The sequence below is a fragment of the Dyella jejuensis genome (assembly GCF_044904675.1).
Lineage (GTDB): Bacteria > Pseudomonadota > Gammaproteobacteria > Xanthomonadales > Rhodanobacteraceae > Dyella_B > Dyella_B jejuensis.
In genome coordinates this window covers 114,866-140,783 of sequence record NZ_JADIKJ010000006.1, presented here as the reverse complement: position 1 = coordinate 140,783, position 25,918 = coordinate 114,866, and the positions used below count along the sequence as shown (strand labels likewise).

At 61.8% G+C, this 25,918-nt stretch carries 21 protein-coding genes; 11 read left to right on the top strand and 10 right to left on the bottom strand.

What is annotated here, in order from left to right:
- The first annotated feature begins 364 nt into the window (after positions 1–364).
- Complete coding sequence (locus ISP15_RS07230; RefSeq protein WP_404546531.1) at positions 365–3,667, top strand: TonB-dependent receptor; 3,303 nt, start codon at positions 365–367, stop codon at positions 3,665–3,667.
- A 96-nt stretch (positions 3,668–3,763) separates the two neighbouring features.
- Here the strand turns inward: ISP15_RS07230 and ISP15_RS07225 are convergent, their stop codons facing one another.
- The gene (locus ISP15_RS07225; protein WP_404546530.1) at positions 3,764–5,326 is read right to left on the bottom strand and encodes a tetratricopeptide repeat-containing sulfotransferase family protein; all 1,563 of its coding nucleotides are present in this window, start codon (positions 5,324–5,326) and stop codon (positions 3,764–3,766) included.
- A 154-nt stretch (positions 5,327–5,480) separates the two neighbouring features.
- Between ISP15_RS07225 and ISP15_RS07220 the strand changes: the two genes are divergently transcribed.
- On the top strand, positions 5,481–6,155 hold the full coding sequence (locus tag ISP15_RS07220; RefSeq protein ID WP_404546529.1) for a Fe2+-dependent dioxygenase: 675 nt from the start codon (positions 5,481–5,483) through the stop codon (positions 6,153–6,155).
- A 34-nt stretch (positions 6,156–6,189) separates the two neighbouring features.
- Here ISP15_RS07220 and grxD read toward each other — a convergent pair whose 3' ends face one another.
- From grxD to ISP15_RS07200, 4 genes are all read right to left on the bottom strand, one after another.
- On the bottom strand, positions 6,190–7,110 hold the full coding sequence (grxD, locus tag ISP15_RS07215; protein ID WP_404546528.1) for a Grx4 family monothiol glutaredoxin: 921 nt from the start codon (positions 7,108–7,110) through the stop codon (positions 6,190–6,192).
- A 138-nt stretch (positions 7,111–7,248) separates the two neighbouring features.
- A complete protein-coding gene (locus tag ISP15_RS07210) occupies positions 7,249–8,106 on the bottom strand; it encodes a UDP-2,3-diacylglucosamine diphosphatase (protein ID WP_404546527.1) in 858 nt (285 codons plus the stop codon).
- A 177-nt stretch (positions 8,107–8,283) separates the two neighbouring features.
- Positions 8,284–8,886 carry an SGNH/GDSL hydrolase family protein gene (locus ISP15_RS07205; protein ID WP_404546526.1) on the bottom strand — a complete coding sequence of 201 codons (603 nt, stop codon included), beginning with the start codon at positions 8,884–8,886 and terminating at the stop codon, positions 8,284–8,286.
- 3 nt (positions 8,887–8,889) lie between these two features.
- On the bottom strand, positions 8,890–10,137 hold the full coding sequence (locus ISP15_RS07200; RefSeq protein ID WP_404546524.1) for an aminotransferase class I/II-fold pyridoxal phosphate-dependent enzyme: 1,248 nt from the start codon (positions 10,135–10,137) through the stop codon (positions 8,890–8,892).
- A gap of 619 nt (positions 10,138–10,756) precedes the next feature.
- Between ISP15_RS07200 and rsgA the strand changes: the two genes are divergently transcribed.
- From rsgA to aceE, 4 genes are all read left to right on the top strand, one after another.
- Positions 10,757–11,812, top strand: a complete 1,056-nt coding sequence (gene rsgA / locus ISP15_RS07195; protein WP_404546523.1) for a ribosome small subunit-dependent GTPase A — start codon at positions 10,757–10,759, stop codon at positions 11,810–11,812.
- Positions 11,813–11,816: 4 nt separating this feature from the next.
- Positions 11,817–13,091, top strand: coding sequence for a flavohemoglobin expression-modulating QEGLA motif protein (locus ISP15_RS07190; RefSeq protein WP_404546521.1), 1,275 nt, complete (start codon positions 11,817–11,819; stop codon positions 13,089–13,091).
- 133 nt (positions 13,092–13,224) lie between these two features.
- Positions 13,225–15,513 (top strand): NADP-dependent malic enzyme, encoded by a 2,289-nt coding sequence (locus ISP15_RS07185; protein ID WP_404546520.1) that lies wholly within the window; start codon positions 13,225–13,227, stop codon positions 15,511–15,513.
- 279 nt (positions 15,514–15,792) lie between these two features.
- Positions 15,793–18,486: a pyruvate dehydrogenase (acetyl-transferring), homodimeric type gene (gene aceE / locus ISP15_RS07180; protein ID WP_404546519.1), complete on the top strand. Its 2,694-nt coding sequence runs from the start codon at positions 15,793–15,795 to the stop codon at positions 18,484–18,486.
- A gap of 58 nt (positions 18,487–18,544) precedes the next feature.
- Here the strand turns inward: aceE and ISP15_RS07175 are convergent, their stop codons facing one another.
- The 3 genes from ISP15_RS07175 to ISP15_RS07165 form a co-directional block, all read right to left on the bottom strand.
- Entirely contained in the window at positions 18,545–18,862 is a 318-nt protein-coding gene (locus tag ISP15_RS07175) for a hypothetical protein (RefSeq protein ID WP_404546517.1), read from the bottom strand.
- Between the two features lie 76 nt (positions 18,863–18,938).
- Positions 18,939–19,613, bottom strand: coding sequence for a glutathione S-transferase family protein (locus ISP15_RS07170; protein WP_404546516.1), 675 nt, complete (start codon positions 19,611–19,613; stop codon positions 18,939–18,941).
- Positions 19,614–19,650: 37 nt separating this feature from the next.
- Positions 19,651–20,922, bottom strand: coding sequence for an MFS transporter (locus tag ISP15_RS07165; RefSeq protein WP_404546515.1), 1,272 nt, complete (start codon positions 20,920–20,922; stop codon positions 19,651–19,653).
- Between the two features lie 259 nt (positions 20,923–21,181).
- Here ISP15_RS07165 and ISP15_RS07160 point away from each other — a divergent pair, with 259 nt between their 5' ends.
- Together ISP15_RS07160 and ISP15_RS07155 are read left to right on the top strand one after the other, a co-directional pair.
- Positions 21,182–21,916 carry a hypothetical protein gene (locus tag ISP15_RS07160; protein ID WP_404546514.1) on the top strand — a complete coding sequence of 245 codons (735 nt, stop codon included), beginning with the start codon at positions 21,182–21,184 and terminating at the stop codon, positions 21,914–21,916.
- A gap of 49 nt (positions 21,917–21,965) precedes the next feature.
- On the top strand, positions 21,966–22,436 hold the full coding sequence (locus ISP15_RS07155) for a DUF6491 family protein (protein ID WP_404546513.1): 471 nt from the start codon (positions 21,966–21,968) through the stop codon (positions 22,434–22,436).
- A 144-nt stretch (positions 22,437–22,580) separates the two neighbouring features.
- Here the strand turns inward: ISP15_RS07155 and ISP15_RS07150 are convergent, their stop codons facing one another.
- Positions 22,581–23,402, bottom strand: coding sequence for a ferritin-like domain-containing protein (locus tag ISP15_RS07150; RefSeq protein WP_404546511.1), 822 nt, complete (start codon positions 23,400–23,402; stop codon positions 22,581–22,583).
- A 118-nt stretch (positions 23,403–23,520) separates the two neighbouring features.
- Positions 23,521–23,937 carry a universal stress protein gene (locus tag ISP15_RS07145; RefSeq protein WP_404546510.1) on the bottom strand — a complete coding sequence of 139 codons (417 nt, stop codon included), beginning with the start codon at positions 23,935–23,937 and terminating at the stop codon, positions 23,521–23,523.
- 237 nt (positions 23,938–24,174) lie between these two features.
- Here ISP15_RS07145 and ISP15_RS07140 point away from each other — a divergent pair, with 237 nt between their 5' ends.
- From ISP15_RS07140 to ISP15_RS07130, 3 genes are all read left to right on the top strand, one after another.
- Positions 24,175–24,627 carry a hypothetical protein gene (locus ISP15_RS07140; RefSeq protein WP_404546509.1) on the top strand — a complete coding sequence of 151 codons (453 nt, stop codon included), beginning with the start codon at positions 24,175–24,177 and terminating at the stop codon, positions 24,625–24,627.
- A gap of 148 nt (positions 24,628–24,775) precedes the next feature.
- Entirely contained in the window at positions 24,776–25,294 is a 519-nt protein-coding gene (locus ISP15_RS07135) for a peroxiredoxin (protein WP_404546508.1), read from the top strand.
- A complete protein-coding gene (locus ISP15_RS07130) occupies positions 25,294–25,845 on the top strand; it encodes a hypothetical protein (RefSeq protein ID WP_404546507.1) in 552 nt (183 codons plus the stop codon). The genes ISP15_RS07135 and ISP15_RS07130 overlap by 1 nt, the downstream gene beginning before the upstream one ends.
- The last annotated feature ends 73 nt before the right edge of the window (positions 25,846–25,918 follow it).

Sequence of the window (25,918 nt, the reverse complement as noted above, 5' to 3'; positions counted from 1 at the left end):
CGCGCTGATCGACCACGCATCCATGTGATAGTGTCGACGTGCATCGGGACAGGCTAGGGCGTCGATTTACTTGGAAGGCAGCAACTTTGGGGCGCAAGAATGTGCTGCCAAGGGGTGTTTCGCATTTTCTTGACGTTACATCGTAATTTCCTGCTGTTGACTTTTTGTCATTTAAAACCATATGTTCGCAAGAACAATTGCTAAACAGCAGTTAAGTTGCATTTTTAAAGCAGTTTGTAGGGGATGGGGAAGATAAAGATCTGTCGACCACTCGGCTTGGTCGTCAAGCGTCGCGCCGGGAAGGGAGCGTTGATGGCTTTTTATCTCTAATTTGGAAATTCTTGCCGCTTGGGGGTTCTACTTCATGGGTACTAAAAAATTTGCACCTGCATCGATCAGGATGCCGGTTCGTCACACTGCGTTGGCCATGGCAGTCGCCATGGGCTTTGGTCTTTCCGGGTATGTACACGCACAGGCCACCACCGGTTCCGTGTTTGGTACCGCGCCGGTGTCCGCTGGCGAGACGGTTCGCATCGTCAACAGCCAGACTGGCCTGACCCGCGAAGTAGCAGTCGACAGCAGTGGGCGCTACGGCGCCAACCAGTTGCCGACGGGCGATTACACCGTGTCGCTGATGCAAAACGGCAACGTGGTGGCTAAGCAGGAGCATGTGCAGGTAACCGTGTCTGGTGGTACGTCGGTACCGTTTACCGCCGCCTCCGCCCAGAATGCTCAGAACCTCAGCACAGTTACGGTTACGGCCAACTCGGTGCCTGCGATCGACGTGTCTTCCACCCGCCAGACCCAGGTGATCAGCGCGCAGCAGTTGAAGACGCTGCCGATCGCTCACAGCGCCGAAGCTATTGCGCTGCTTGCCCCCGGCGTGAGCGCAGGTGGCTCCTCCCTCGGCACGGGGCCGACCGGTTCGCCGCTGGTTTCGATGGGCGGCAACAGCGTCGTGGAAAACGCCTATTACCTCAACGGTTTCAACACCACCGATCCGATCGGTGGCGCGGGCGGCATTTCGCTGCCGTACTTCGCCATTGCCGAGCAGCAGACCATCACTAGCGGTTACGGCCCTGAATACGGTCGTTCGACCGGTGGCGTGATCAGCCAGATTGGTCAGCGCGGTAGCAACCAGTGGCATGCCGGTGTGTATGTGTCCACGCAACCGTCCTTTGCCGAAAGCAACTACAACAACATCTACTACGGCAATCCTCAGACGCCGGTGGGCACGATTGGTTATAACATCACTAATAATCCTGACGGTACTTACACGATTACTTCAAAGCCTTACATGGTGCAGAACCAGGGCACCACTAACTATCCGGCGGGCTACGGCCAGATCCAAACGGGCCGCAAGCAGGCTAGCGACTGGGAGAATGTGTATGACGCCTACCTCAGCGGCCCGCTGATCAAGGACAAGCTGTTCTTCTTCTTAACGGCCGAATGGCAGCACGACAGCAACGATAATGGCACGGATCGTGGCGTGGCGACGAACAACGGTATGGTGTCGCCCGCGGGCTACTACGAAACGACTGCCACGAGCAGCCCCAAGCTGTACGGCAAGTTGGACTGGAACATCACCGACAGCAACGTGCTGGAATTGACGGGCGTCAGAAGCCAGCAAAATGAAACCAGCGACAACTTCTATCAGTACAACTACTCGAACCAGTCGGTCGGCAACTACTACGCCCCCAATGTGCTGTTCAAGAACACCTACAACATCGGGATCCTGAAGTACACCTCCTACATCACCGACAACCTCACGCTTGAAGTGATGTACGGTCTGATGGGGGCGGATTACTACAGCAGCTTCGCGGGTGGCAGTGATGTTTCTCCCGTCACTTTCGGTACCGGGTTTGTTGTGCCGCCGGGTGTTGCAGCTCCGCAGCTGGTTAGTAACTCCCTTCCCAATCCGAAACACACCACCAAGACTGAGAACCTGCGCGTCGATTTGGATTGGAAGGTCACCGACAATCACGACCTGAAGTTTGGTATCGACAATATCCAGTACCGGGACGATAACGACGGCGCCACGACCATTGGTGGCGGCACCTGGAACTACTTCACTGGTATACCTTCGCTTGTCTCTGCTGCGCCGTTCCTTAATGGTGCAGGCAATGTTACGGGTAACTACGTTCAACAAGACATCACGCAGACGGACGTCTCGATTGCTTCGCGCGAAAAGGCGCAATACATCGAAGACCGCTGGCAAGTCATGCCTAACCTGTTGCTTGACCTTGGTTTGCGCAACGATCAGTTCGAAAACACAGGGTTCGGTGGCGAACCCTACGTGAAGGAAACCAGCCCGCAATGGGCGCCGCGCCTGGGCGCGAGCTGGGACGTGTTTAACGACAGCACATTCAAAGTCTTCGGCAACGCAGGACGCTACTATCTCGCGTTGCCGGCAGGCTTGGCTGGACGTAACCCGGAGTTCGGTTCCATCAACGGCTCCGTTGTCTATACCTATACCGGCATCACGTCGAATGGTCAGCCAACCGGCTTGAGTGTGGTTCCTGTCGCAGCGACGGGTGGTCCGGTACCAGGTTTCTTCTCGCCCGACGGTGAGAATGGCGGTGCCAACGGCAATATCCATAACTACGCCTCGACCAACCTCAAGCCGCAGTATCAGGACGAATACGTGCTGGGCTTCCAGAAGCAGGTCGGCGACACCGGGTTGGTGTGGGGCGAGCAGGGGACCTGGGAAAAGGCGGGCAATCTCGTTGATGATACCGACGTTCTCTATGAAGGCGCCATCATTCCGGGTCTGGTCAATCCGGGCAAAACTAATTACATCCCGCAACCCGACGGTTATGCCATCTGGGATCCGAACACGGGTGTAGGGAGTGTCTGCGGTGGTGCGGGAGGTACGTCGCCAAATTGCGCATGGCCGATGCCGTCGCGTAAATACTACGCACTGGAGAGCTACCTGGAACACACCTGGGACGGCAAATGGTACGCCAAAGTCGACTACGTCTTCTCCAAGTCGTACGGCAGCACCGAAGGTCCGACCGACACGCCCATTGGGCAGATCACCAACCAGCGTATTGGCGCTGCTTCGGGTTCGACCACGGCACAGTGGGACTTCCCTGACCTGATGGCATACGCCAACGGTGAGCAGGCCAATAGCCATCGCCACACCCTCAAGGCCTTCGGCTCCTATGCCATTACGCCGGAATGGATGGTCAGCGGTACGTACATCATTCAGTCGGGTGCGCCGAACGTATGCTTGAGCGGTTACGGCGACGAGATTATTCCGAGCTTGTATACCGGCCCGTATCAGCACTTCTGCGGTGGCACGCCGGCCAACAACGGCACCAATGTTCAGTACGATGCGGCCTCGGGTCAGTACGTCTTAGTGGGTTCTGGCGGCCAACCGTCTCCTCCGGGCGACAGCGGCCATACGCCATGGACGCATCAGCTCAACCTGGCGTTGACGTATACGCCAGCGTGGGCGAACAAGCACCTGACGATGCAGTGGGAAATCCACAACGTCTTCAACGAGCAGGCTGCGACCCTTTATTACACCCAATACGCTATTGGCGTTGGCCCAGGTGCGGCTGGTGGCAACGCGGGTACGGGTTATTTGAGCCCGCTTTACCACACCGCGTTGTCGACGGAAACACCGCGCTACATGGACTTCAACGTGAAGTTCGACTGGTAATACAGAGGACGATGCACCGATGCCATGGAGGGCATCGGTCGTTGAAGAAACGAAGAAGGCCGCCGGGCAACCGGCGGCCTTCTTCGTTTTGTTGTTTCATCGATCGAGCTGATGAATCAGCGGTCCAAGGAGATCCCGATAGAGCGGGCGGCGCGGCGTGTCAGCGCGTATGGGCTGGCGTACTTGCGCCGCACTGGCCGTGCTGTGCACATCGCGTTGCGTTTGATGTGGCGAGAGGCATGCTGCGTCAAAGGGTAAGCCGCAGAAGGCAAGTAGCTGCGGAATCTGCGCTTCAGGCTCTTGCACCAGCTTCTCGTAGGTAAGATCGAACATCTTGTGCGGGTGATTCGCTTGCCAAAAGTCACTGAGGCGCTGATAGTCGTTGTAATAGCCGGCCAGATCCTGCAAGTCATAGCTGAAGAGAGTGCCTTCGCTGAATAACTGGCGATAACAGGCAAAACAGGTTTCGACCGGATCGCGATGACAGTCGATGATTTTGGCGCCGGGCAACATGGCGCGAATCGCGCCCACCCATTGCCAGTTCTGCAATCCTTTGTCGGTTGAATAAGGGCGCTTGGTGCGCCAGCGAGCAGTGCGGGTGAGATAGTTCTTGCCCAGGCGTGTCCAATCTTCTGCTGTAGCGTCAGTCACCCAATGAGGAAAGTCTTTGCCGCGTCGTTTCGATTCGTCGTCGAGAACGTTTGAGAGATCGCTGATCTCGTTTGCACCCTCCACCAGCGGATGCGAGGCGAGAATGTGTTCAACCAATGTCGATCCGGAACGCGGAAGACTGGCGATAAAAATCACTTCATGACCGAGCGCCGGATCGAGCGGCGCTGGCAGCGGAGCGCGAAAAGCTGCGGCGATAGCGTCGGCATAGTCACGCGCGGCAGCGGCATTCCAAGGGGCAAGCTGCCGCTTGGCTGCATTGGCTTCACGTAAGGCCTGAAAGGCGCCAGCGTAGTCACGCTGGTCTTCCAGAGCTTTGTACAAGCTGAAACCGAGTAATACGCGTTCATCGGGCGAAAGTTGCTGGTTTTGCAGGATGTGACGGATCTGCTTTGCATCAGTCAGGGTGAGTGACTCGGTTTTCAGGTTGGCCAATCCATGCCACGCAAGCGCGTAATCAGGCCGCACGGCAAGCACTTTGCGATATTCGGCAACGGCATCGGCAATGTTGCCACGTATCGTGAAAATGTCGGCGAGCGTGTTGCGCGCAGCGATATGTCGTTCGTCCAGATTGAGGGTGCGTTGCAAAGCGTCCGAGGCCTCGTCCAGCTGCCACTGCAATTTCAGCGCCTTGCCGAGGTTGTACCAATGCGATGCTTGCAGAGGTGCCAGTTCCGTGGCGCGGTGCAAGCAGACAAATGCTTCTTCGATTGCACCAGAATCGTAAAGGGCGCCCCCCAAATTCGTGAGGATGTTTGGGTCATCAGGGCGTTGTTTTGCGGCTTTGCGCATGTACTCAGCGGCGGTGATGCTATCGCCGCGCAACTGACAGGTAATTCCGAATAGGAACTGCGCGTTAGCAAAGCCAGGGGCCTCGGCGAGCACGCGTTTCAAAGGTTGCTCGGCCAAATCCGGGCGTCCCTGGGACAATGCTTTGCCGGCATCGCTTAGCCACTGGTGTGCTGCGGGGGAGAGGGGAAGGGGCGACATGGGCTACCTGGTGCAGGTTGTCTCAGAATCCATGCCTAGTTTGGCATGTTCTTAATGGAAAACGGATGAGTAGCGGCAAGCATTCCGCTTCATGGCGCGTGCGATTACCATGAATAGATAGAATGACGCCACGTAACCTCAAAGGATTACTGCCTTGATTTTCTGTCTCCCCGCCGTTCTCGCTCCTGATGAACTAGCCGCCATCAATGCCAAACTGGCGAGTGCTTCTTTCACGGATGGTGCCGGTACGGCCGGCTGGTCCGCGCGTGAAGTGAAGAGAAATCTGCAAGTAACTTTGGGTACGCCCGAATATGAGCAGATTGCACGCATCGTGCGCGAATCCTTCATGCGCAGTGGTGAATTGCAGACCGCCCTGCTACCGGCGGCGGCGACGCCGGTGTTGTTCAATCGTTATGGACAAGGCATGGAATATGGCCCTCATGTGGATGCACCGATCATGGGCAGCATGAGCAATGCGGTACGTAGCGATATTGCCATCACTATTTTTTTGTCCGACCCACGAAGCTACGACGGCGGGGAATTAACCGTATTCATGAATGGCATTGCTACCCAGTTCAAGCTCGAGGCAGGCGCTGCAATCGCCTATCCCGCCAATACGCTGCACCATGTTGCCCCGGTCACTCGCGGCAAGCGAGATGCGGCGATCATCTGGGTGCAGAGTCAGGTGCGCGATCCGGCGCAGCGTGAACTGCTGTGGGATCTGGAGACTGCCAAACAACAGATATTCAAGCGTGAAGGCAAGAGTCCAACCTTCGATATGATCAGCAAATCACGCGCTAATCTGCTACGCATGTGGGCCGACGTCTGATACATCGGCCCTGATGTGTGAAAAGTCAGGGCACTCAATAACGCGGCACGCTCGAATCAATCTCCGCTGCCCATGCATCCATGCCGCCTTCCACATTGAACACGTTAGTGAAGCCGTGTGCGATGAAGCGCTCGGCGGCGCCGCGGCTGGAAATGCCGTGATGGCAGATGAAGGCGAGCGCGGTATCTTTGGGAAGGGCGGCGAGGGCGGCACCTTCCTCATCCAGAATCCGTGCCTGCTTCAGCGGCGCGGCAGCGGCGCGACCGTGAGCGGGACGCGCGTCTATCAGCATGATGTCGCCAGCGCTAAGGCGTTGCTGTAGTTCGTGCACGTTCAAGGAACGAAGTTCGACGGCACCGGGAAACTTCAGGCTGAGCCCTTCGCCCTGCATGGTGGATACCCAGTCGATCACGATGCCCTTCGCGCGCTGGGCGCTGGCCGGATCGAAATGTACTTCAATGCCGTTGGCGGTGACGACGATGTCGTGCTCGTTGCCGGGGGCCAACTGAAAGCCGGCGCTGTGGTCCGGGCCAATTTCCAGGTGCAGCGCAAGGCCCTGCGCCTCCGCGGTGCCGGCACGGATGGCTTCGGCTGCTTTGTCGGTGATGGTGATCTCGGGGGGAGTACGGTCCGGAAGCGCGGCGCCGAACAGCTGGTGCAGTTCGCCGCTGCCGTACATCTGGCGGATGATATCGGCGCCGCCGACTAGCTCACCGTCCACGTAGAGTTGCGGGATGGTCGGCCAATTGCCGAATGCCTTGATGCCTTCGCGGATATCCGGGTCTTCCAGCACGTTGACCGTGTGGTAGCTGGGTAGCAGCTCATTGAGCGTATTGGTGGCCGCGGCCGAGAAGCCGCACATCGGCTGCTGGCGGGTCCCTTTCATGAACAGCACCACGCGGTGGTCCTTGAGCAGGCTTTCAATACGTTCGCGGGTGGTGGCGTCGAGGGGCATGCGGGACTCCGGCAAAGAGACAATTGTATCCCTCCCCATATGCTGGCGGCTTGGAGGCGTTCAAGGCGGGCGGATATAAGTGGGATGCGGGGAGCCAAGCCTTGCTGTTTTGCTTCGTTCCGGGCCCGGCTTGGTCCCTCACGCTGCCGGCCGCAGCCTTGCCGTATCGGGCTTGCGGTGCCCCAACGGGGCGAGCGCCAGGGCCGCGGCGGGAGAGGGCAAGACCTCTTCGCGACTGGCGCGGCCCAGCGCGGTAGGCTGCTCGCTCCAATGAATCAGCTCCATCGCGCCGACGTCGTCCTCGACCAAGGCGGTGCAATGCTCGACCCAGTCGCCGTCGTTGAGGTACAGCATGCCGTCTATGGTGCGCACCTGGCCGTAATGGATGTGACCGCAGATATGGCCATTCAGGCCGCGCTCGCGGGCGCCAGCTGCGACACGTGCTTCATAGGCGCGGATATACGCCAGCGCCTTGCCGATATGCGATTTCACGATGATCGACAGGGGCAGGTACGGCAGCGCCAGGCGGCGGCGCCAGGCGTTCAAGCGTCGATTGCTCCAGCAGATAAATCGGTGCATGGTCTCGCCGACATGCAGCATCCAACTGCGGCCGATCTGTTCGGGATCGTATTCGTCGCCATGGCTGACCCGGTAGCGGCGACCATCGGCGCCTACGTGCAGGGCGTCCAGTTCAATGCGCACGCCGCAGATTGACTGCCCAACCAGGCCGCGCAGCGCCGCGTCATGGTTGCCAGGTATGTAGATGACTTCAACGCCGCGGCGGGCCATGTCCAGCACTTCGGCAATCACCGTGCCGTGGTCCGGATGCCACCAGCGGCGGCGGCCCAGTGCTTCCAGATCGATGATGTCGCCCACCAGGTACAGCTTCTGGCACTGCAATTGGCGCAGGAAATCCAGCAGATAGGCCGCCTTGCAGTCGGGCGTGCCCAGGTGAACGTCGGAGATGAAGGCGCTGCGGCAGCGGAGCATGGCCATGGCGTCGGTCCCGGTTGGTTGCCGGGTGCCCAGTCTCGTGCCGCAACGTCACCGTGCGATGGCGAAATGGTTGCAGGATGATTGCGCGGTGTTCTTGCTCCCAGGGATGCTCTGATCAGTGCCACCTGCGTAGCATTGATCAGAGCATCCCTGGCTTCCCGGTCGCGTTCGGTGGGATTAGCCGAGTAATGCTTTACGCACCACCGGGATCATCGACTCGGTCCACAACACATACTGCGCCCCCGATGGATGCAGGCCGTCGGAGGCGACAAGATCCGCGTGGTCGCGCGAAATGCCGGTGATATTCACGAACGAAGCGCCGGCATGCAGGGCTTCATCGCGGGCTATGGCGTTGAAAGTATCCAGCTCGTGCGCGATCTGTTGCCGGTCGCGTCCGCTCTTGTGACCGAACGGCGTAACGCCCCAGTCGGGAATGGAAACCACCACGACGCGCCCGGGTCGCTTGCCGGCCAAGGTGATTGCGCGCAGCAATAAATCGCGAAATTCGCCGCGGTATGCCTCGGCGTGGCGGCCGCGATACTGGTTATTGACTCCGATCAACAAGGTGACCAGGTCGTAACCGGGGACGAATTCGGCCTGGTCCATGCCGTTCGACAATTCGTCGGTGGTCCAGCCCGTGACCGCGACGATCTGCGGATCGTCGATCACCATGCCGGTACGGCGCAGCTTGTCCACCAGTTGCATCGGCCAGCGCTGCCCGGCGGGAACGTCCTCGCCGATGGTGTAGGAATCGCCCAGGGCGAGATAACGCAGCGGCATCGGTCAGGCGATGGCGGCCGCGTCATGCGGCACATGTTCGGCAGCCATCCGCTCGAGCACGCGCTCGATGCGTGCAAACACCTCGCGTAGCTGGGCCGGTTGTGGCAATAGCGTAAGGCGCACATGGCGGCTGGCCGGTACATTGAAACTGGAGCCCGGCACTACCAGCACGGACTCCTCTTCAAGCAGGCGCAATGCAAAGGTATCGTCGCTGAAGCCTGCGATGCGATCGCTGCGCACGCGCGGGAAGGCGTACAACGCGCCGCCCGGGGTCACCAGATCCAGGTAGTTGCTGGCGGCGATGCCGTCGAGCACGGCCTTCCTGGCGTCATGCAGCCGGCCGCCGGGCGAGGTGAGCGCCCCGATCGTCGGCGCGTCTTCAAGGGCCGGGATGACCGCCCATTGTGCGGTCACGTTCGCGCACAGGCGCAAGGCGGCAAGCAACTGCAGCGCGTCGCGGTAATCGGCCGTGCGCGCCGGGTCGCCCGAAAGGCTCAGCCAGCCGACGCGGTAACCGCAGGCGCGATGCACCTTGCTCAGGCCGCCGAAGCTGATGCAGGGAGTCTGGCCCGCCACCTCCGCCATGGGATGGAACGTGGTGCCGTCGTAAAGGATCTCGTCATAGATTTCGTCGCACAGCAGCAACAGGCGATGGCGTGCGGCGATCTCTACGAGGTGTTCCAGCAACGCGCGCGGATACACCGCGCCGGTCGGATTGTTCGGGTTGATCAGCACCAGCGCGCGCGTGCGCGGAGTGATCAGCGCTTCCATTTCTTCCGGATCCGGAAGATGCCGGTTCTCGGCCAGGCAGCGGTAATAGCGCGGCACGCCGCCATTGAGGATGGTGGCGGCGCTCCATAGCGGATAGTCGGGGCTTGGCAGCAATACTTCGTCGCCGGGTTGCAGCAGGGCGCGCAGGCTCAGGTCGATCAGTTCGCTGACGCCGTTGCCGATGAAGATGCGCTCCACGTCCACGTGCCGCGCACCACGGGCGCGCTGCTGCACGGCGATCGCTTCACGCGCTTCCTCCAGGCCTTGCTCATGACCGTAGGCTTCGCTTTCATGCAGATGCGCGGCGATGGCTTCGCGCAAGTGATCCGGCACGGTAAAGCCGTAACGGGCCGGATTGCCGATGTTGAGCTTGATGATCGGCTGCCCGGCAGCCTCCAGTTCGCGCGCGCGACGGGTGAGCGCGCCCCGGATTTCATAACGCACTTCAGCCAGGTGCGCACTGGGTTTGATCGGAGCCAACGGCGGAGTCCTTTTTCTTCGGAAAACCCGGCGTACCGCCGGTTCGAAACGATGCTAGCAGCGGTCGCGGGCGCTGTGGGGGCCAAAAGAGGGCGAAAAGAGGAGCTGGAACAGCAAGGGATGCTCTGATCCATGCTACGCAGGCGTCACCAGCTCTGTCTGTTCGCAGACCATAGGTTCGTCGGCGAAGGCAGACTGGCTGGCTGTCGAGAAGACGGACCGCACGCGGGGAGAGTGCATGGATGCACTCGGCTTTGAGGAGCGAGGAAGGGATGCGGACAGACAGAGCTGACCCCAACATGTTGAATTTAAAGCGATGGGGTGATGCCCAGAAGGCTCGCAGAGTGCGCCGCGCGGCTTGGCAAGACGGCCAGTCTTCCCGGCGCCGCACAACACACTCTGCGAACCTTCTGGACATCATGCCGCCTGCGTAGCATTGATCAGAGCATCCCAAGCTCCCGTATCGGGACTGGAAGCGCGTGCCGGTGCCTGCTTCACGGGCGGAAGGCATCGGTCTGCCATGACGGGCTTCGCGTCGCCCATGCCACCGTTCGGTCTTCCGTTGCGATGATTGCCGATCCCTGTTTCCGGGTTCTCTAACCCAGGCATAATCGAGCCCATGACCGACGCCCAGTCCATCGAACAGCTCCGTCACATCGGCTGGCGGGGGCAGGCCCTGCCAGCCGATGGACGGCGCTTGGCGCGGGTGGTGGCCCAGCACCGGGCCGGCTATGAACTGCATGATGGCGAACAGGTGTTCGGCGCCCAGCCAGCCGGTCACTTCCTCAAACGCGGCCTCGACCCTGCCGAGCGGCCAGCAGTGGGCGATTTCGTGGAGATCGAACCGGGCAAGCCGCCACATATCGTGATCGTGCAGCCGCGCCGCACCGTGCTGTCGCGCGCTGCGGCGGGCGAGCGCTACGAGCGCCAGGTGATCGCGGCCAATATCGATTACGTACTGGTATTGACCGGGCTGGATGGTGATTTCAGCCCGGCGCGGATCGAACGTTATCTCTCGCTGACCGAAGGCTCGGGCGCGCAACCGGTGGTAGTGCTGAGCAAGCTCGACCAGCGTGCCGAGGCCGCCGAACGCACGGCCGAACTTCGCGCGCGGCTGCCGGCCGGCACGCCGATCCACGCCATCAATGGCAAGGATCCGGCCAGCGTCGCGGCCCTGGCGGTCTACATGCAGCCCGGCGACAGTGCGGTATTGGTGGGTTCGTCCGGGGCGGGCAAGTCCACGCTTACCAATACGCTGATGGGCAGCGAACGCATGGCAACCGGCAGCGTGCGCGACCACGATAGCCGCGGCCGCCATACCACCACCTATCGCGCCCTGCTGCAGCTGCCTAGCGGCGGCTGTCTGATCGACACCCCCGGCATGCGCGAACTGAAGCTGACCGGCGAGGAAAATCTCGATCTGTTTGCCGATATCGAAGCGCTGGCGGAGAACTGCCGCTTTGCCGACTGCGGCCATGGCAGCGAACCCGGCTGTGCCGTGCAGGAGGCGCTGGACGAAGGCGTGCTATCGCCGGAACGCTGGCGCAACTACCTGAAGCTGCGCGACGAGCGCGAAGAACAGGCCACCCTGCTGGAATCACGGCTGCGCCGCCAACGCGGTGGCCGGCCGGCGGCCAAGCCGCACGGTCCGCGCGGTTCGCGCGAAAGGGAGTAGGGACTTGAGCAAGCCTGTCGAAACCGTTCCGGCCGGGCTGGAATCCTACGCGGCCCTCGACAAGCGCCTGCTTACCGCAGTCCGCGGCATCAACATCCTTGCCACGGTCAGCTGGCCGGCCTCGCTGGAAGACCGCATGATCGAGCAATACGGCAAGGGGCAATACACCTTGCCGGATGTGAGCTACAAGACGCCGGACCTGTCGGACGTGCGCAAGGAATTGGCCGCCATCGAAAGCGAGGCGGGCGATGGCGATCCATTAGGGGAATACCTGCGCCGTACCGCCGAATCCTGGCGCATTGCCGCGGAAATGCTGGAGGCGGTGGGGACCGAGGGGGTGACCGGGCCGTCCATCCGGCTCTACGGCAGCCCCGGCGATGCCATCTCCGGCAGCGACCGCAGCAACCTCGACGCCGCATGCTACTTCGTTGAACTGTCTGACGAACTTGGCGCGGACCTGCACGACGACGACATCACCGCCAACATCCCGGCCGAATTGTTGCGTGCCGATCTGGCCAGGGAGCTCGATGGTTTTTTCGGCCCCGGCAAGATCGCGGTCGAGGTGGACAACGACCTCACCGCCAAGGCTGCGGCGGGCGCGACGCGCATCCGCCTGCGCGGTGGCACGCGCTTCAGCCAGTACGATCGCCATCAACTGCTCAACCACGAAGCGTTCGTGCATTCGCTTACCGCGCTCAATGGCCGCGAGCAACCGCTGCTCGCCTCGCTGGCGCGCACCTCGCCGCGCGTCACCGCCACGCAGGAGGGGCTGGCGGTGTTTGCCGAACTGATGTCCGGGGCGATCGATATCGCGCGGCTCAAGCGCATCAGCCTGCGCATCCTGGCGATCGACATGGCGCTCAACGGCGCGGACTTCGTGGAAGTCTACCGCTTCTTCAACCGCTGCGGACAAAGCGTGGCGGACAGTTTCCATTCCGCGCAACGTGTGTTCCGCGGGGTACCGCTGACCGGCGGGTCCGCCTTCGCCAAAGACAATGTCTACCTTTCCGGCCTGATGGACGTGCACACTTTCTTTCGCTGGGCACTGAAAGAGCGGCGCATGGATTTGTTGCGCTATCTGTTCGCCGGCAAGCTCACCTTGTACGACGTGATGAGCCTGGAATCGCACTTTGCCTCCGGGGTGCTGGCCTCGCCGCGCTGGCTGCCGCCGTGGATGCAGCACGTGCACGGGCTGGCCGGCAAGCTGGCATTCTCGCTGTTCATCAATCGCGTCCGCATGTCCAGGGTGGAGGCAGAGTCGCTTTCGGCCGGCGTGTAAGCCGAGGGTGCAATCGCTTGAAACGAGGTCGTGCCCCTTGCCTGCATCAGGCAGTGGAAAAGCAGCGGGTGCTACCATGGATAAATGCCGCCAGGCGGCCTGTCTTCCCTTTCCCATCCATTGCAAGCTCCCGATGGCTCATTCCGACGAATTCCGCAAAGCCGCACTCGAGTATCACCGCCTGCCGCGTCCTGGCAAGATCAAGGTCACGCCGACCACGCCGCTGGTAACCCAGCGCGATCTGTCGCTGGCTTACTCGCCGGGCGTGGCCTTCGCCTGCGAGGCCATCGTCGAGGATCCAAACAGTGCCAGCGAGTACACCGCGCGTGCCAACCTGGTTGCGGTGATCACCAACGGCACCGCGGTGCTGGGACTGGGCGATATCGGTCCATTGGCCGGTAAGCCGGTGATGGAAGGCAAGGGCGTGCTGTTCCAGAAGTTCGCCGGCATCGATGTGTTCGACATCGAGCTCAACGAACGCGATCCTGACAAGCTGGTCGACATCATCGCCTCGATGGAGCCCACCTTCGGCGGCATCAATCTCGAAGACATCAAGGCTCCGGAATGCTTCATCGTCGAGCGCAAGCTGCGCGAGCGGATGAAGATCCCGGTTTTCCACGACGACCAGCACGGCACTGCCATCATCGTTGGCGCCGCGGTGGTCAATGCGCTGGAAGTGGTCGGCAAGAAGATCGAAGACGTGAAACTGGCGACCACCGGCGTCGGTGCGGCCGGCATCGCCTGCCTGGACATGCTTGTGGCGCTGGGCTTGAGGCCCGAGAACATTCTTGCCTACGATCGCGATGGCGTGCTCTACACCGGCCGCGACCAGATGGATCCCGATAAACAGCGGTATGCGCGCGATACCAAGGCGCGCACGCTGGCGGACATCGTCGTTGGCGCGGACATCTTCCTGGGTCTTTCCGCCGGCGGCATCCTGAAGCCGCAGATGGTTGCGACGATGGGCGAGCGGCCGATCATCCTGGCCCTGGCCAACCCGAATCCGGAAATCCTGCCGGAAGAAGCCAAGCAGGTACGTCCCGATTGCATCATCGCCACCGGCCGCTCGGACTATCCGAACCAGGTCAACAATGCGCTGTGCTTCCCGTACATTTTCCGTGGCGCGCTGGATGTGGGCGCCACCGGCATCAACGAGGCGATGAAGCTGGCCTGCGTGCGCGCGATCGCGGCGCTGGCGCAGATGGAGTCCGATGACCTGGCCAGCGCCTATGGCGGCGAGGCGCCCACGTTCGGCGCGGATTACCTGATCCCGCGCCCGTTCGACCCGCGCCTGCTGGTGATGCTGGCGCCGGCCGTGGCCAAGGCCGCGATGGAATCGGGCGTGGCGACACGTCCGATCACCGACATGGATGCTTACGTCGAGAAGCTCGCCCAGTTCATCTATCGCACCGGCCTGATCATGAAGCCGGTATACGAGCGTGCCCGCGCCGATCGCAAGCGCGTGGTGTATGCCGAGGGCGAGGAAGAAACCGTGCTGCGTGCAGTGCAGACGGTCATCGACGAGAAACTGGCCTACCCGATCCTGATTGGACGTCCGGACGTGATCGACGCGCGCATCCAGCGCATGGGACTGCGCATGCGCGCGGGCGTCGATTTCGAGCTGACCAATATCAACGATGATCCGCGTTTCAACGACTACTGGCAGCAATACCACGCGCTGACCGAGCGCCGCGGCGTCACGCCGGCCGCCGCCAAGAACCTGCTGCGTTCGCGTCCCACGCTGATCTCCGCGCTGATGGTCGAGCGAGGCGAAGCCGATGCGCTGATCTGCGGCCTGGTCGGGCGCTATCACAAGAAGCTGGGTTATCTGCGCAGCATTTTCGAGCTTGATCCAGGAGTGCAATGCACGTCGGCCATGAGCGGCGTCATCAACGACAAGGGCACCTGGTTCTTCCTCGATACGCATGTGCAATGCGATCCCAGCGCTGAACAGATCGCGGAAGCGACGCTGCAGGCGAGCTATCGCCTCAAGCTGTTCGGCATCGAGCCGAAGGTGGCGCTGCTGTCGCATTCCAACTACGGCAGCCACGAAAACGCCAGTGCGGCGAAGATGCGGCAAGTGTGGAAAATCCTCAGGGCCCGCGCACCGAAGCTGGAAATGGATGGCGAAATGCAGGGCGATACCGCGTGGGACGAGATCTTGCGCCAGCGCATGTTCCCACACACCACGCTCAGTGGCCGCGCCAACCTGTATGTCATGCCCAATCTCGATGCCGCAAACATCACCTACAACATGGTGCGCGTGATGACGGATGGCGTAGCGATCGGGCCGATCCTGATGGGCGTGGACAAACCCGCGCATATCCTCACGCCATCGTCCACGGTGCGGCGGGTGGTGAACATGACCGCCATCGCCGTGGTCGACGCACAGATCCGCGCCGCGCAAAGCGAACGTAGCTAATCCATCATGGTGCGGACACCCCGGCGCGATCCGGCCAGGGGCTTTCTTTCCCGCAGCGCGCGGCCGCTTCCCGTGCGCATACGTATGTAATGGCGCCGCAATTGGCGGGATAACCGCCCGGGGGCTAGAATCGGAAGACTTAGCTCGTCCAGCGGCGAACATGCCACGCGGTCCCCGTCCCGTGCCGGCCACAGTCACCGGATCGAAGCCCCGGTTTCGTCGCCCCCCCAGCGACGCGCATCCACCGCATGGCGGCGCCTGGCGCCGCGGAGACGTTTCATGGATCAACTCGACGACATCCTCCACCAGGACCTCGACCCCGCGGAAACCCAGGAATGGGTCGAATCGCTCAGTGCCGTCATCAATCGCGAAGGCACCGAGCGCGCGCATTACCTGCTGGAGCGTCTGGTCGACTCCACCCGCCGTTCCGGCGGCTACCTGCCGTTCGACCCGACCACCGAGTACGTCAACACCATTCCGCCGCATCTGGAAGCGAAGATGCCTGGCGACGGTGCCATGGAATGGCGTATCCGCACGCTGATCCGCTGGAACGCGATGGCGATGGTGGTGCGCGCCAATCGCAAGCCGGGCGAACTGGGGGGGCACATCGCCAGCTTCGCTTCGTCCGCCACGCTGTACGACGTGGGCTTCAACCATTTCTGGCGCGCGCCCAGCGCCGATCATCCGGGCGACCTGGTGTTCCATCAGGGCCATTCCAGCCCGGGCGTCTATGCGCGTTCCTTCCTGGAGGGCCGTATCGCCGAAGACCAGCTCGACCTGTTCCGCATGGAAGTGGCCGGACATGGTCGCGGTCTATCCTCGTATCCGCATCCTTGGCTGATGCCTGACTATTGGCAGGTGCCGACCGTATCGATGGGCCTGGGTCCGATCCAGGCCATCTACCAGGCGCAGTTCTGGAAGTATCTCGAGCATCGCGGCCTGATTCCCAAGAGCGACCGCAAAATCTGGTGCTTCATGGGCGACGGCGAAACCGACGAGCCCGAATCGCTGGGCGCGATCTCGCTGGCCGGCCGCGAGGGGCTGGACAACCTGATCTTCGTGATCAACTGCAACCTGCAGCGCCTGGACGGCCCGGTGCGCGGCAACGGCAAGATCATCCAGGAACTGGAAGGCGTGTTCCGCGGCGCTGGCTGGAACGCCATCAAGGTCGTCTGGGGCAGCTACTGGGACCCGCTCCTGGCTCGCGACACCAAGGGCGTGTTGCGCAAATTGATGATGGAAACCATCGACGGCGAGTACCAGGCCTGCAAGGCCTTCGGCGGCGCCTACACGCGCGAACATTTCTTCGGCAAGTATCCGGAGACGCGCGAGATGGTCACCAACCTGAGCGATGACGACATCTGGCGCCTCAACCGCGGCGGCCACGATCCGCACAAGGTGTACGCCGCCTATCACGCCGCGGTGAACACCAAGGGCATGCCCACCGTGATCCTCGCCAAGACGGTGAAGGGCTACGGCATGGGTGCGGCCGGCGAATCGCAGAACCCCACGCACCAGCAGAAGAAGCTGGACGACGAAGCGGTGCGCCACTTCCGCGACCGCTTCAACATCCCGGTGCCGGACGACAAACTCAAGGACGTGCCGTACTACCACCCCGGCAAAGACTCGCCGGAAGTGCAGTACATGCTGGAACGCCGCAAGGCGCTCGGCGGCTCGCTGCCGCAACGCCGCCGCCATACCGACGTGAAGCTCAAGGCGCCGGAACTGGCCGCGTTCGAGCAGATCACCAAGGGTACCGGCGATCGTGAAATCTCCACCACCATGGCGCTCGTGCGCGGCATGAACCTGCTGTTGCGCGACAAGGGCATCGGTCCGCGCGTGGTGCCGATCGTCGCCGACGAGGCGCGCACGTTCGGCATGGAAGGCATGTTCCGCCAGATCGGCATCTATGCGCCGTTCGGCCAGAAGTACCGTCCGCAGGACGCGGACCAGTTGCTGTATTACCGCGAGGACCAGAAGGGCCAGGTGTTGCAGGAAGGCATTTCCGAAGCCGGTGGCATGGCCGCCTGGATGGCCGCGGCGACCAGCTACAGCATCAGCAACCAGCCGATGCTGCCGTTCTTCATCTATTACTCGATGTTCGGTTTCCAGCGTATCGGCGATCTCGCCTGGGCCGCCGGCGACATGCGTTCGCGTGGTTTCCTGATCGGCGGTACGGCCGGTCGTACCACACTCAATGGCGAAGGCCTGCAGCACGAAGACGGCCATTCGCACCTGATGGCGGGCGCGATCCCGAACGTACGCGCGTATGACCCGACTTTCTCCTACGAAGTGGCGGTGATCCTGCAGGACGGCACGCGCCGCATGCTGGAAGACCAGGAGGATGTGTACTACTACCTCACCGTGATGAACGAAAACTATGCCCATCCCGACCTGCCGCAAGGGGTCGAGGAAGGCATCGTCAAGGGCATGTACCTGTTCAAGGATGCCGGCAAGCCGAAGAAGAGCGAGCCACGGGTGCAGCTTCTTGGCTCAGGTACGATCCTGCGCGAGGTAATTGCCGCGGCCGAATTGCTGGAGAAGGATTTCGGCGTCAGCGCGGATATCTGGTCGGTGCCCAGTTTCATCGAACTGCGTCGTGATGGTTTCGATGCCGAGCGCTGGAATCGCTTGCATCCGGAAGCCGAGCAGCGCGTGCCTTACGTCACCGGACTGCTGCAAGGCCGCCAAGGACCGGCGATTGCCGCGACCGACTACGTGCGCGAGTTCGCCGACCAGATTCGCGCCTTCATGCCCGACGGCATGCGCTACACCGCGCTCGGTACCGATGGCTTCGGCCGCTCGGATACCCGCGAGCATTTGCGTGGCTTCTTCGAAGTGGATCGCTACTGGATTGCGCATGCGGCGCTGGCGGCGCTGGCGAAGGACGGCAAGGTCAACGCCAAGGATGTGGCGCGCGCGATCCGCGAGTACAAGCTCGATCCGGACAAGCCGAGTCCGCAGGCGGTTTGAAGCAGAAAGCCCGCCATTTGGCGGGCTTTCTTTTTACACCCTGCGGCCGAATCGAGGGTCAATCTTCATCATGGCTGCGCAATACCCGGCGCAGCAGCAAGAACGCACCGATGGTGCCGGCGACGATGGCCACGGTAGTGGCGGGATGGCGGTTTACCTGCCGGCGCAGCCGGCGGTATTGATAATTGGCTTCGTCCGCGAACCCTTCCGCTGCCTGGGAGATGCGTCGGCCTGCATCGCGGCGATTGAACCGGCCTACTGCGCGCTTGCCGCGCATTAACAGGCCCTCCGCGGAGTCGGAGACGCCATCGGTGTAGTGCCGCACGCGGTTGCTGAGGTCATCGAGACGACGTTCGATATCGGCTTGCCTGCTCATGAGATGCTCCACCACTGTTTAGGCAGTGACGTTGCCAGTGTTGACGTGAGCGCGACGTTAATCGCCATGCCGGCGTTCAGCTGCCCAACAGGCTGTAGTCGCCGCCACGCTCCAGCGCGCGTTGATAAGCCGGCCGCGCATGGATGCGCTGCAGGAACGCTTGCAAGCGGGGATGGTGCTCGCCCAGTCCGCCGCGCGTCGCCGCGGCTTCCAGCGGGAAGCTCATTACAATGTCCGCGACACTGAAATCGTTACCGCCAAACCATTCGGCCTTGGCCAGTTCCCCTTCCATGTAGGAAAGATGCAGGGCGATCTGCGGATCGACAAAGGTGCTTTGTACCTTGCCGGCAATGGCCCGGGCCACCGGCCGCACGAAGAACGGCGCGGGCGCGGTTTCCACCCGTCGGAACACCAGTTTCAACAGAAGCGGGGGCATCGCCGAACCTTCCGCATAGTGCAGCCAATAATTACAGCGCAGGCGTGCCGGGGTGCCATGCGCCGGGATCAAACGCTCCGCGCCGTAGCGATCGGCCAGGTATTCAATGATCGCGCCGGATTCGGCCAGCGTCAGTTCGCCATCGGTAACCACCGGCGCCTTGCCCAGCGGATGCACGGCACGCAATGCCGGGGGCGCCAACATGGTCTTGGGATCACGCTCGTAGCGCTTGATCTCATAGGGCAGGCCGAGTTCTTCGAGCAGCCACAGGATGCGCTGCGAGCGCGAATTATTCAGATGGTGAACCGTGATCATGTTATGTCCTGTTCCGACCGTTTGTGTTCGATGGCGTTCAAATGGTTTGCGCCGATGCCTCTTGCGTTTCCGTTACCACCTCTACATGCAAACGTTGCCGGCGCCTGAGGCCAGGGAACATCCACATCCAGAGCCCAACCACCACCAGCGTGCCGATACCGCCGACTATCGTTGCGCCCACGGCTCCCAGCCATGCCGCCGCCATGCCCGACTCGAATTCGCCCAGCTGGTTGGAAGTATTGATGAAGATGGCGTTGACCGCGCTGACCCGGCCTCGCATGGCATCGGGCGTATCCAATTGCACCAGCGAGCCACGGATCACCATGCTGACCATGTCGAAGGCGCCGAGCGCGAACAGCGCCAGCAGCGATAGCCACACTAGCTTGGAAAGCGCGAACACCAGTGTTGCGACGCCGAAGCCGGCCACCGAGGCAAACATGATCTTGCCTACGCGGCGTTCCAGGCTGTTGCGGGCGAGCCAGAACGACATCAGCAATGCGCCCGCCGCCGGGGCGGCGCGCAAAAGTCCCAGGCCCCACGGCCCGGTATGCAGGACGTCCTTGGCAAAGATCGGCAACAGCGCCGTCGCGCCGCCCAGCAGCACCGCAAAGAGATCCAGTGAAATCACGCCCAGCACGTCCTTGCGCTCGCGAATGAAATGCACGCCGGCGAACAAGGTCTTGAGCGTCGCCGGCTCGCGTTTCGGAGGGGTGTGCTCGTAGCGCAACAGCGACACCATGGACGCTGCGATCAGGTACAGCACGGCTGATACCGCGTACACCACGCCGGGTCCGGCCACATAAAGCAGGCCGCCCAGCGCCGGTCCCATGATCATCGCCGCCTGCATCGCCGAGCCGTTCACCGCCATCGCGCGCGGCAGCAAGGCAGGAGGAACCAGCGCTGGCACCATCGATTGCATGGAAGGCGATTCGAATGCCTTGGCGACGCTGATAGTAAAGATCAGCAACAGAATGCCTGCTTCGTTGATGGCATGCAGCAAGGTCAGCGCGGTCAGCAGCACGATGGCGGCCCATTCCACGATCTGGCCGATCAACACGATCCGCCGCCGGTCGAACTGGTCGGCGAGATGGCCCGCCGGCAGCGCCAGCAATACGGAAGGAAAGAACTGCACCAAGCCGATCAGGCCCAGGTCGAAGGCCCGCCCGGTCATCGCATAGATCTGCCAGCCCACCGCCACCGACAGCATCTGGAAGCCGAAACTGGAAGCCGTGCGGGCGCACCAGAAGGCGATATACGCGCGGTGCTGGAACAGCGAATCCGCCGAACCTGGCGAGGGGGAGGACGGCATGAGGAATCCTTATTCTGTCGCGGCATTATCGACGTCTTGCCGTCTAGCGCAAAGTGCGCGTGGAACACGCGCCAAGCTTTGTTCGCCAAGGCACAGACATCCTCGAATGCGCCTTGCGTATGCGATGCGCCGGCCTCCTTCGCCGATACCATCGTAAAGCCCTGCGCGAATGGCGCGGCCAATTCGGCCCGGCTCAGCCGGTTGCACCGGACGATAGCTCGTTCCAAGCTAGCGCTCTGTCCTTTGCTGGTGCGCTGCCATGATCCTGCCGCTCGTTCGCCGCTTCGTTCCCGCTGTTGCCCTGTGCGGTGTGCTGGCACTTGCCGCCTGTTCGCAGCAGAGCCAGAACACGCCATCGCCTGCCGATGCCGCCAAGGCCCAGGCCCAGGCGGAAGCCAACGAGGCGAACAGCCAGCTGCAGACTTATCGCCAGATGTTGCAAATGAAGAACGACGAGATGGCCTCCCAGCTCGGCGAGGAAATCGTCAAGCAATTCCCGAGTTCGCCCGCGGCCAAGGAAGTGCAACAGACGCTGCCCGAGGTGGAGCGGCGCTGGAAGGAAACGAGCGAAAAGCGTCGCCTCGCGGCGCTATGGACCTATCAGGTCGGGCCGATGGAAGGCGGTACGCAATCCACGGCGAGTCTCTACAGTACCCGTCCGTCGGGCGATCGTGCGGTAAGGCTGGTACTGCGTCGCCACACCCAGTGGGGCCAGAGTGTATTCCTGTTCGGTAGCGACCATGGCTTCGTATGCAAGGGCAATTGCGTAATCCAGGCGCAGTTCGACGGCAAGTCGCATCCGTTGCGCGCGTTTTTGCCGACTACAGGCGAGCCGGCGATATTCATCCGCGACGATAAATCTTTCATCCAGGCCATGGAGAAAACCAGGCGCATCGCCATGGACGTAGAAATGCAGGATGGCGGCAAGCAGACGCTGGTGTTCGAAACGGGTGGCTACGATCCGTCCAAGTGGACCGAAGTAGGCAAGAAGTAAACACAGGCAGGATGGTCGCGCGGCCATTCGCGTCATCGAGGACATAGCCATGGCAAAGATGCACGTCTTGACCGCCGCCCTGCTCGGCTTGTATCTGGCGGCGTGTTCGAGCATTCCCTACGGGCAACGCCTGCAAGTCCGGCAGCAGCAATACAACGCTGCGGCGGGCGCTTCCGTGCAGGGTTTCCGCCTGATCCTGGGCAACATTTACTCGTGGGAGCCGCTCAGCGATACCCAATTGGTGGTCTATACGCTCCCCACGCGCGCGTACCTGCTCGATGTGTGGCCTTGCAGCAACCTGACTTTCACCAACGGCATCGGCCTGACTTCTTTCGCCGGGCAGGTGCAGACCGGGTTCGACAAGGTGATGGTCGGGCGCGGCTTTATGCCTTGCATGATCAAGCAGATCCGCCCGGTGAACCTGGCGCAGTTGAAGATGGAGAAGGCGACGCTGCGCCACGTCGACAGTCTGCCCCGCGAAAGCGCGGGTCAGGCACCGTCGCCTGCCGGCAAGGATTAAGCAGGGCGCGGGCGATGTAACAGCCGTTCTCGTCGCGTGGGCGCTCTGTAACGTAAATCTTCTTTCTGCGTGCGGCGGAGAGCGGATGGCAGGGCGCGAAGTTTTGCTGTCTGGCGAATCGATAACGCCCGCGTCCGGCGGGCATCAATGCAGGAACAGTCTCTCGCTGATGCGGGCCAGCGGCTTTTCGAGCGTCTGTTGCAAACGTGGTGGCAGGCCCAGCGGCTTGAGCAGCATCTTTACCGTCATCTCTGCGGGTATATGCCGGCGCAGCAGCGCCTGGGCCGGACCGGCCACTTTCTGGAACTGCGCCTTGTCATTCTTGTAGTGCGGATAGCACTGGTTGAAGACGTGGCGCAGCGCGATATCGCTATCTTCGTTGCGGATTTCGTTGACACGGCGCAGGATCGCGCGGAATACCTTGTAGCGTCCGAACCGCTCGTTCTCGCGATAGCGCACGAACGCCTGGTAGAAATGCTTGTAATGCCGCACTTCATCGCTCTTGATGTGGTTGGTCAATTGCTTGAGTACTGGTTCGTCGACGATATCGTTCAATGCGCGATAAAGGCTGGCAGTACCGGTTTCCACCACGCAGCGCGCGGCCAGTTCCAATCCACGCGAGCTTTCCAGCTGTTCGTTCGTGCACAGCGCGCCGTAATCGTTCCAGAACGCCTGGAAACCCGCGTCCCAGTCGAATTCCGGCCATACGTGGCGCACGTAGGCGGCCAGCGCCCGGCCGTGCTGCATTTCCTCGTGCTCCCAGTGTTCGCGCAGCCATGCCTGCAACTCCGGGTCGCCGTCGAAATGCTCGATCAGGTTATGCGTGTACAGGTCCGAACCGCTTTCCACGAACGAGGCACTGCACAGCAGCAAGAAAAGATTTTCGTCATGCCGGACGCGGGCGATGTCGATGTCGGCAAAGTTCAAGCTCTCCAGGGTCCATGGCAGGACGGTGTTGTAGTCCACGTGGAATTTCCTGTGCAAAAAAGGCCACCCGGCTCATGACAGATCGGGGACAACAGCATAGAGGGTGAACGCTGCGGCGGATTAATGCCAGCCGACCTGATGCCCCGCAAGAGGACTTTCAGCGGATGACCGTGACCGGCACGTGCGAACCCGCCAGTACGTCTTCGGATACCGAACCGAGCAACCAGCGGCCCAGGGTGCCGCGTGCGGTATGGCCGATCACGATGTGATCGATGGGGTGTTGCCGAACCTGGGTGAGCAGGACGTCGCCCGGACTGCCGTGAATGATTTCCAGGTCTACCAACTGGTCGGCGTCCGGGGCGATAGTGCGAAGTTCTTCCAGCAGCTCCTGGGTTCGCTGCGCGGCCGAGTCGGTCATCATCAGGGCGCAGGCATCGGCGCCGCCCTCGGTGACTTGCAGCACCGATACCACCCGCACCCGGCCGCCGCCGCATCGCGCCAGTTCCAAGGCGAAGCGGAAGGCTCGTTGCGAGGTTTCGGATCCGTCGTAGCCGACCAGCGAATACTTGAGCATGTTTCCTCCATGGCGGGGCGCGCTCGTTCGCGTTCCAGTGTGCGCGGCGCCTCGTTAGTTAAGCATCAAGCGAGCGGAAACAACAGGCGAGCTCGTGCACGCGGGCATCACGGGAAGTTGCCGATCCTGAACGCCACGAGCCGTCTTGCGGGGTTCTTGCCGGTTTATTCAGTTTATGACCCGGACACTTTCGCCCACGGCATTGACGACCGTAAACGCAACCGTAAGGAGACCTACATGAGCAAGCGTACCCTTGGACTGACCGCCGCCGTGCTGCTGTGCGCAGGCGCATTCACCGCCACCCCCTCCGCGCAAGCGGCCCCGGCGCCAGTGAAATGCCATCTCACTTACAGCCTGGCCGGATGGTCGGCGATTTATCAGCATGCGGACGGGCGTGGCGAAGTGCGCTGCGATAACGGCCAGCATGGCGCCGTTTCGATCAGCATGCACGGTGGTGGGCTCACCGCCGGCAAGTTCCGCGTCAGCGGCCATGGCGATATCAGCAATGTCCATGGGCTGCACGAGGTATATGGCAGCTATGCGCAGGCCGGCGCTTCCGCTGGCGTGGTTCGCAGCGGCACCGCGCAGGTGCTGACCAAAGGCACGACGTCGATTGCGCTCGACGGCACTGGCGAGGGTATCAACCTCGGCGTGGCGATCGACAAGTTCGATATCGAACCGGTCCACTGAACCGGTTTCGCCAAGAGCTTGCAAAAGGCGCCGCGAGGCGCCTTTTGCTTGGGGGCGCCAGCGTATACTCCGCCTGCCCAACTGTCCCAGACCGCACGTTCTTTCTTTCGGGGGTTGCATCATGCGTCGCTTTTCGATCGTATTTGCGATGATTTGTCTTTGCCTATCGGCGATACCCACCTGGGCCGCCACGAAAGGCGGCGATCCGCAGGTTGGCCAGGTCGCACCAGCTTTCCGGCTGCAGGATCAGAACGGTCATTGGCGCGCGCCTGGCGATTACCACGGGCACTGGCTGGTGCTCTATTTCTATCCGAAGGACTTCACGCCCGGCTGCACTGCTGAAGTCTGCACCTTCCGCGATTCCATCAACAAACTGCGCCAGGCCGGTGCCGACGTCGTAGGAGTGAGCCTGGACGACGTGAAGTCCCATGCCGAATTCGCGGCGAAGTACCACGTCCCCTTTCCGTTGCTATCGGACGCCAACCAGCAGGTTGCGATCCGCTATGGCGTGCTGACGTCGGCGATCGGCTTTCACTTCGCCAAGCGCACCACTTTCCTGATCGATCCGAGCGGCAAGATCGTCAAGATCTACCGCGACGTCGATCCCAAGGAAAATTCCGCGCAGGTACTGAGCGATCTCAATGCGCTGAAGAAGGCTGCCGCCTGATGCTGATTACCCGATCCGACCTGGGCCGGCAGCCAAAGTCCAGCTTCGCATGGTGGCGGATGCTCGTATGGCTGCTGCTTTTGCTGGCGGCCTACGGTGGCGTGCAATACATCCATCACGCGCAGCAGGTGCGCGACGTGCTGCAAAGCCTTCCGGCCGGCGATGCCCAGAGCGCTGCCGCCCTGCATCGCATGCTGGGTTGGGATATCGGATATCTGCTGGCCGCGTTCCTCGTCATCGCAGCTTGCGCCGGCTGTATTCTGCGGCAGGCATGGGCGCGACCAGCCTTGCGCGTGATCGCGTCGATCCTGTGCGTATGGAGCGCTTATCGCGGTGTATTGCTGTGGCACCAATGGAGCGCGCTCGGCGCAGCGGGGGCCATGCCCTCTGCGCTATTGACGCCGGAACAGGCGGCGCAATGGGCGGATCTGAAGCGGGTCTTGCTGATCGGCCTGCTCCTGCGCGTGATCGCGGTACCGGCACTTTTGTGGCTGGCATGGCAGTTGGGCCAGCCTGCCGTCCGCCTGCAATTTCGCGCGCGCCCAGGTTGACGCAGACCGGTTCAGCAGCAGTTCGCGCGAGAGGACTTATCGCTGTTGACCTTGCCTCATCACGATCGACGGT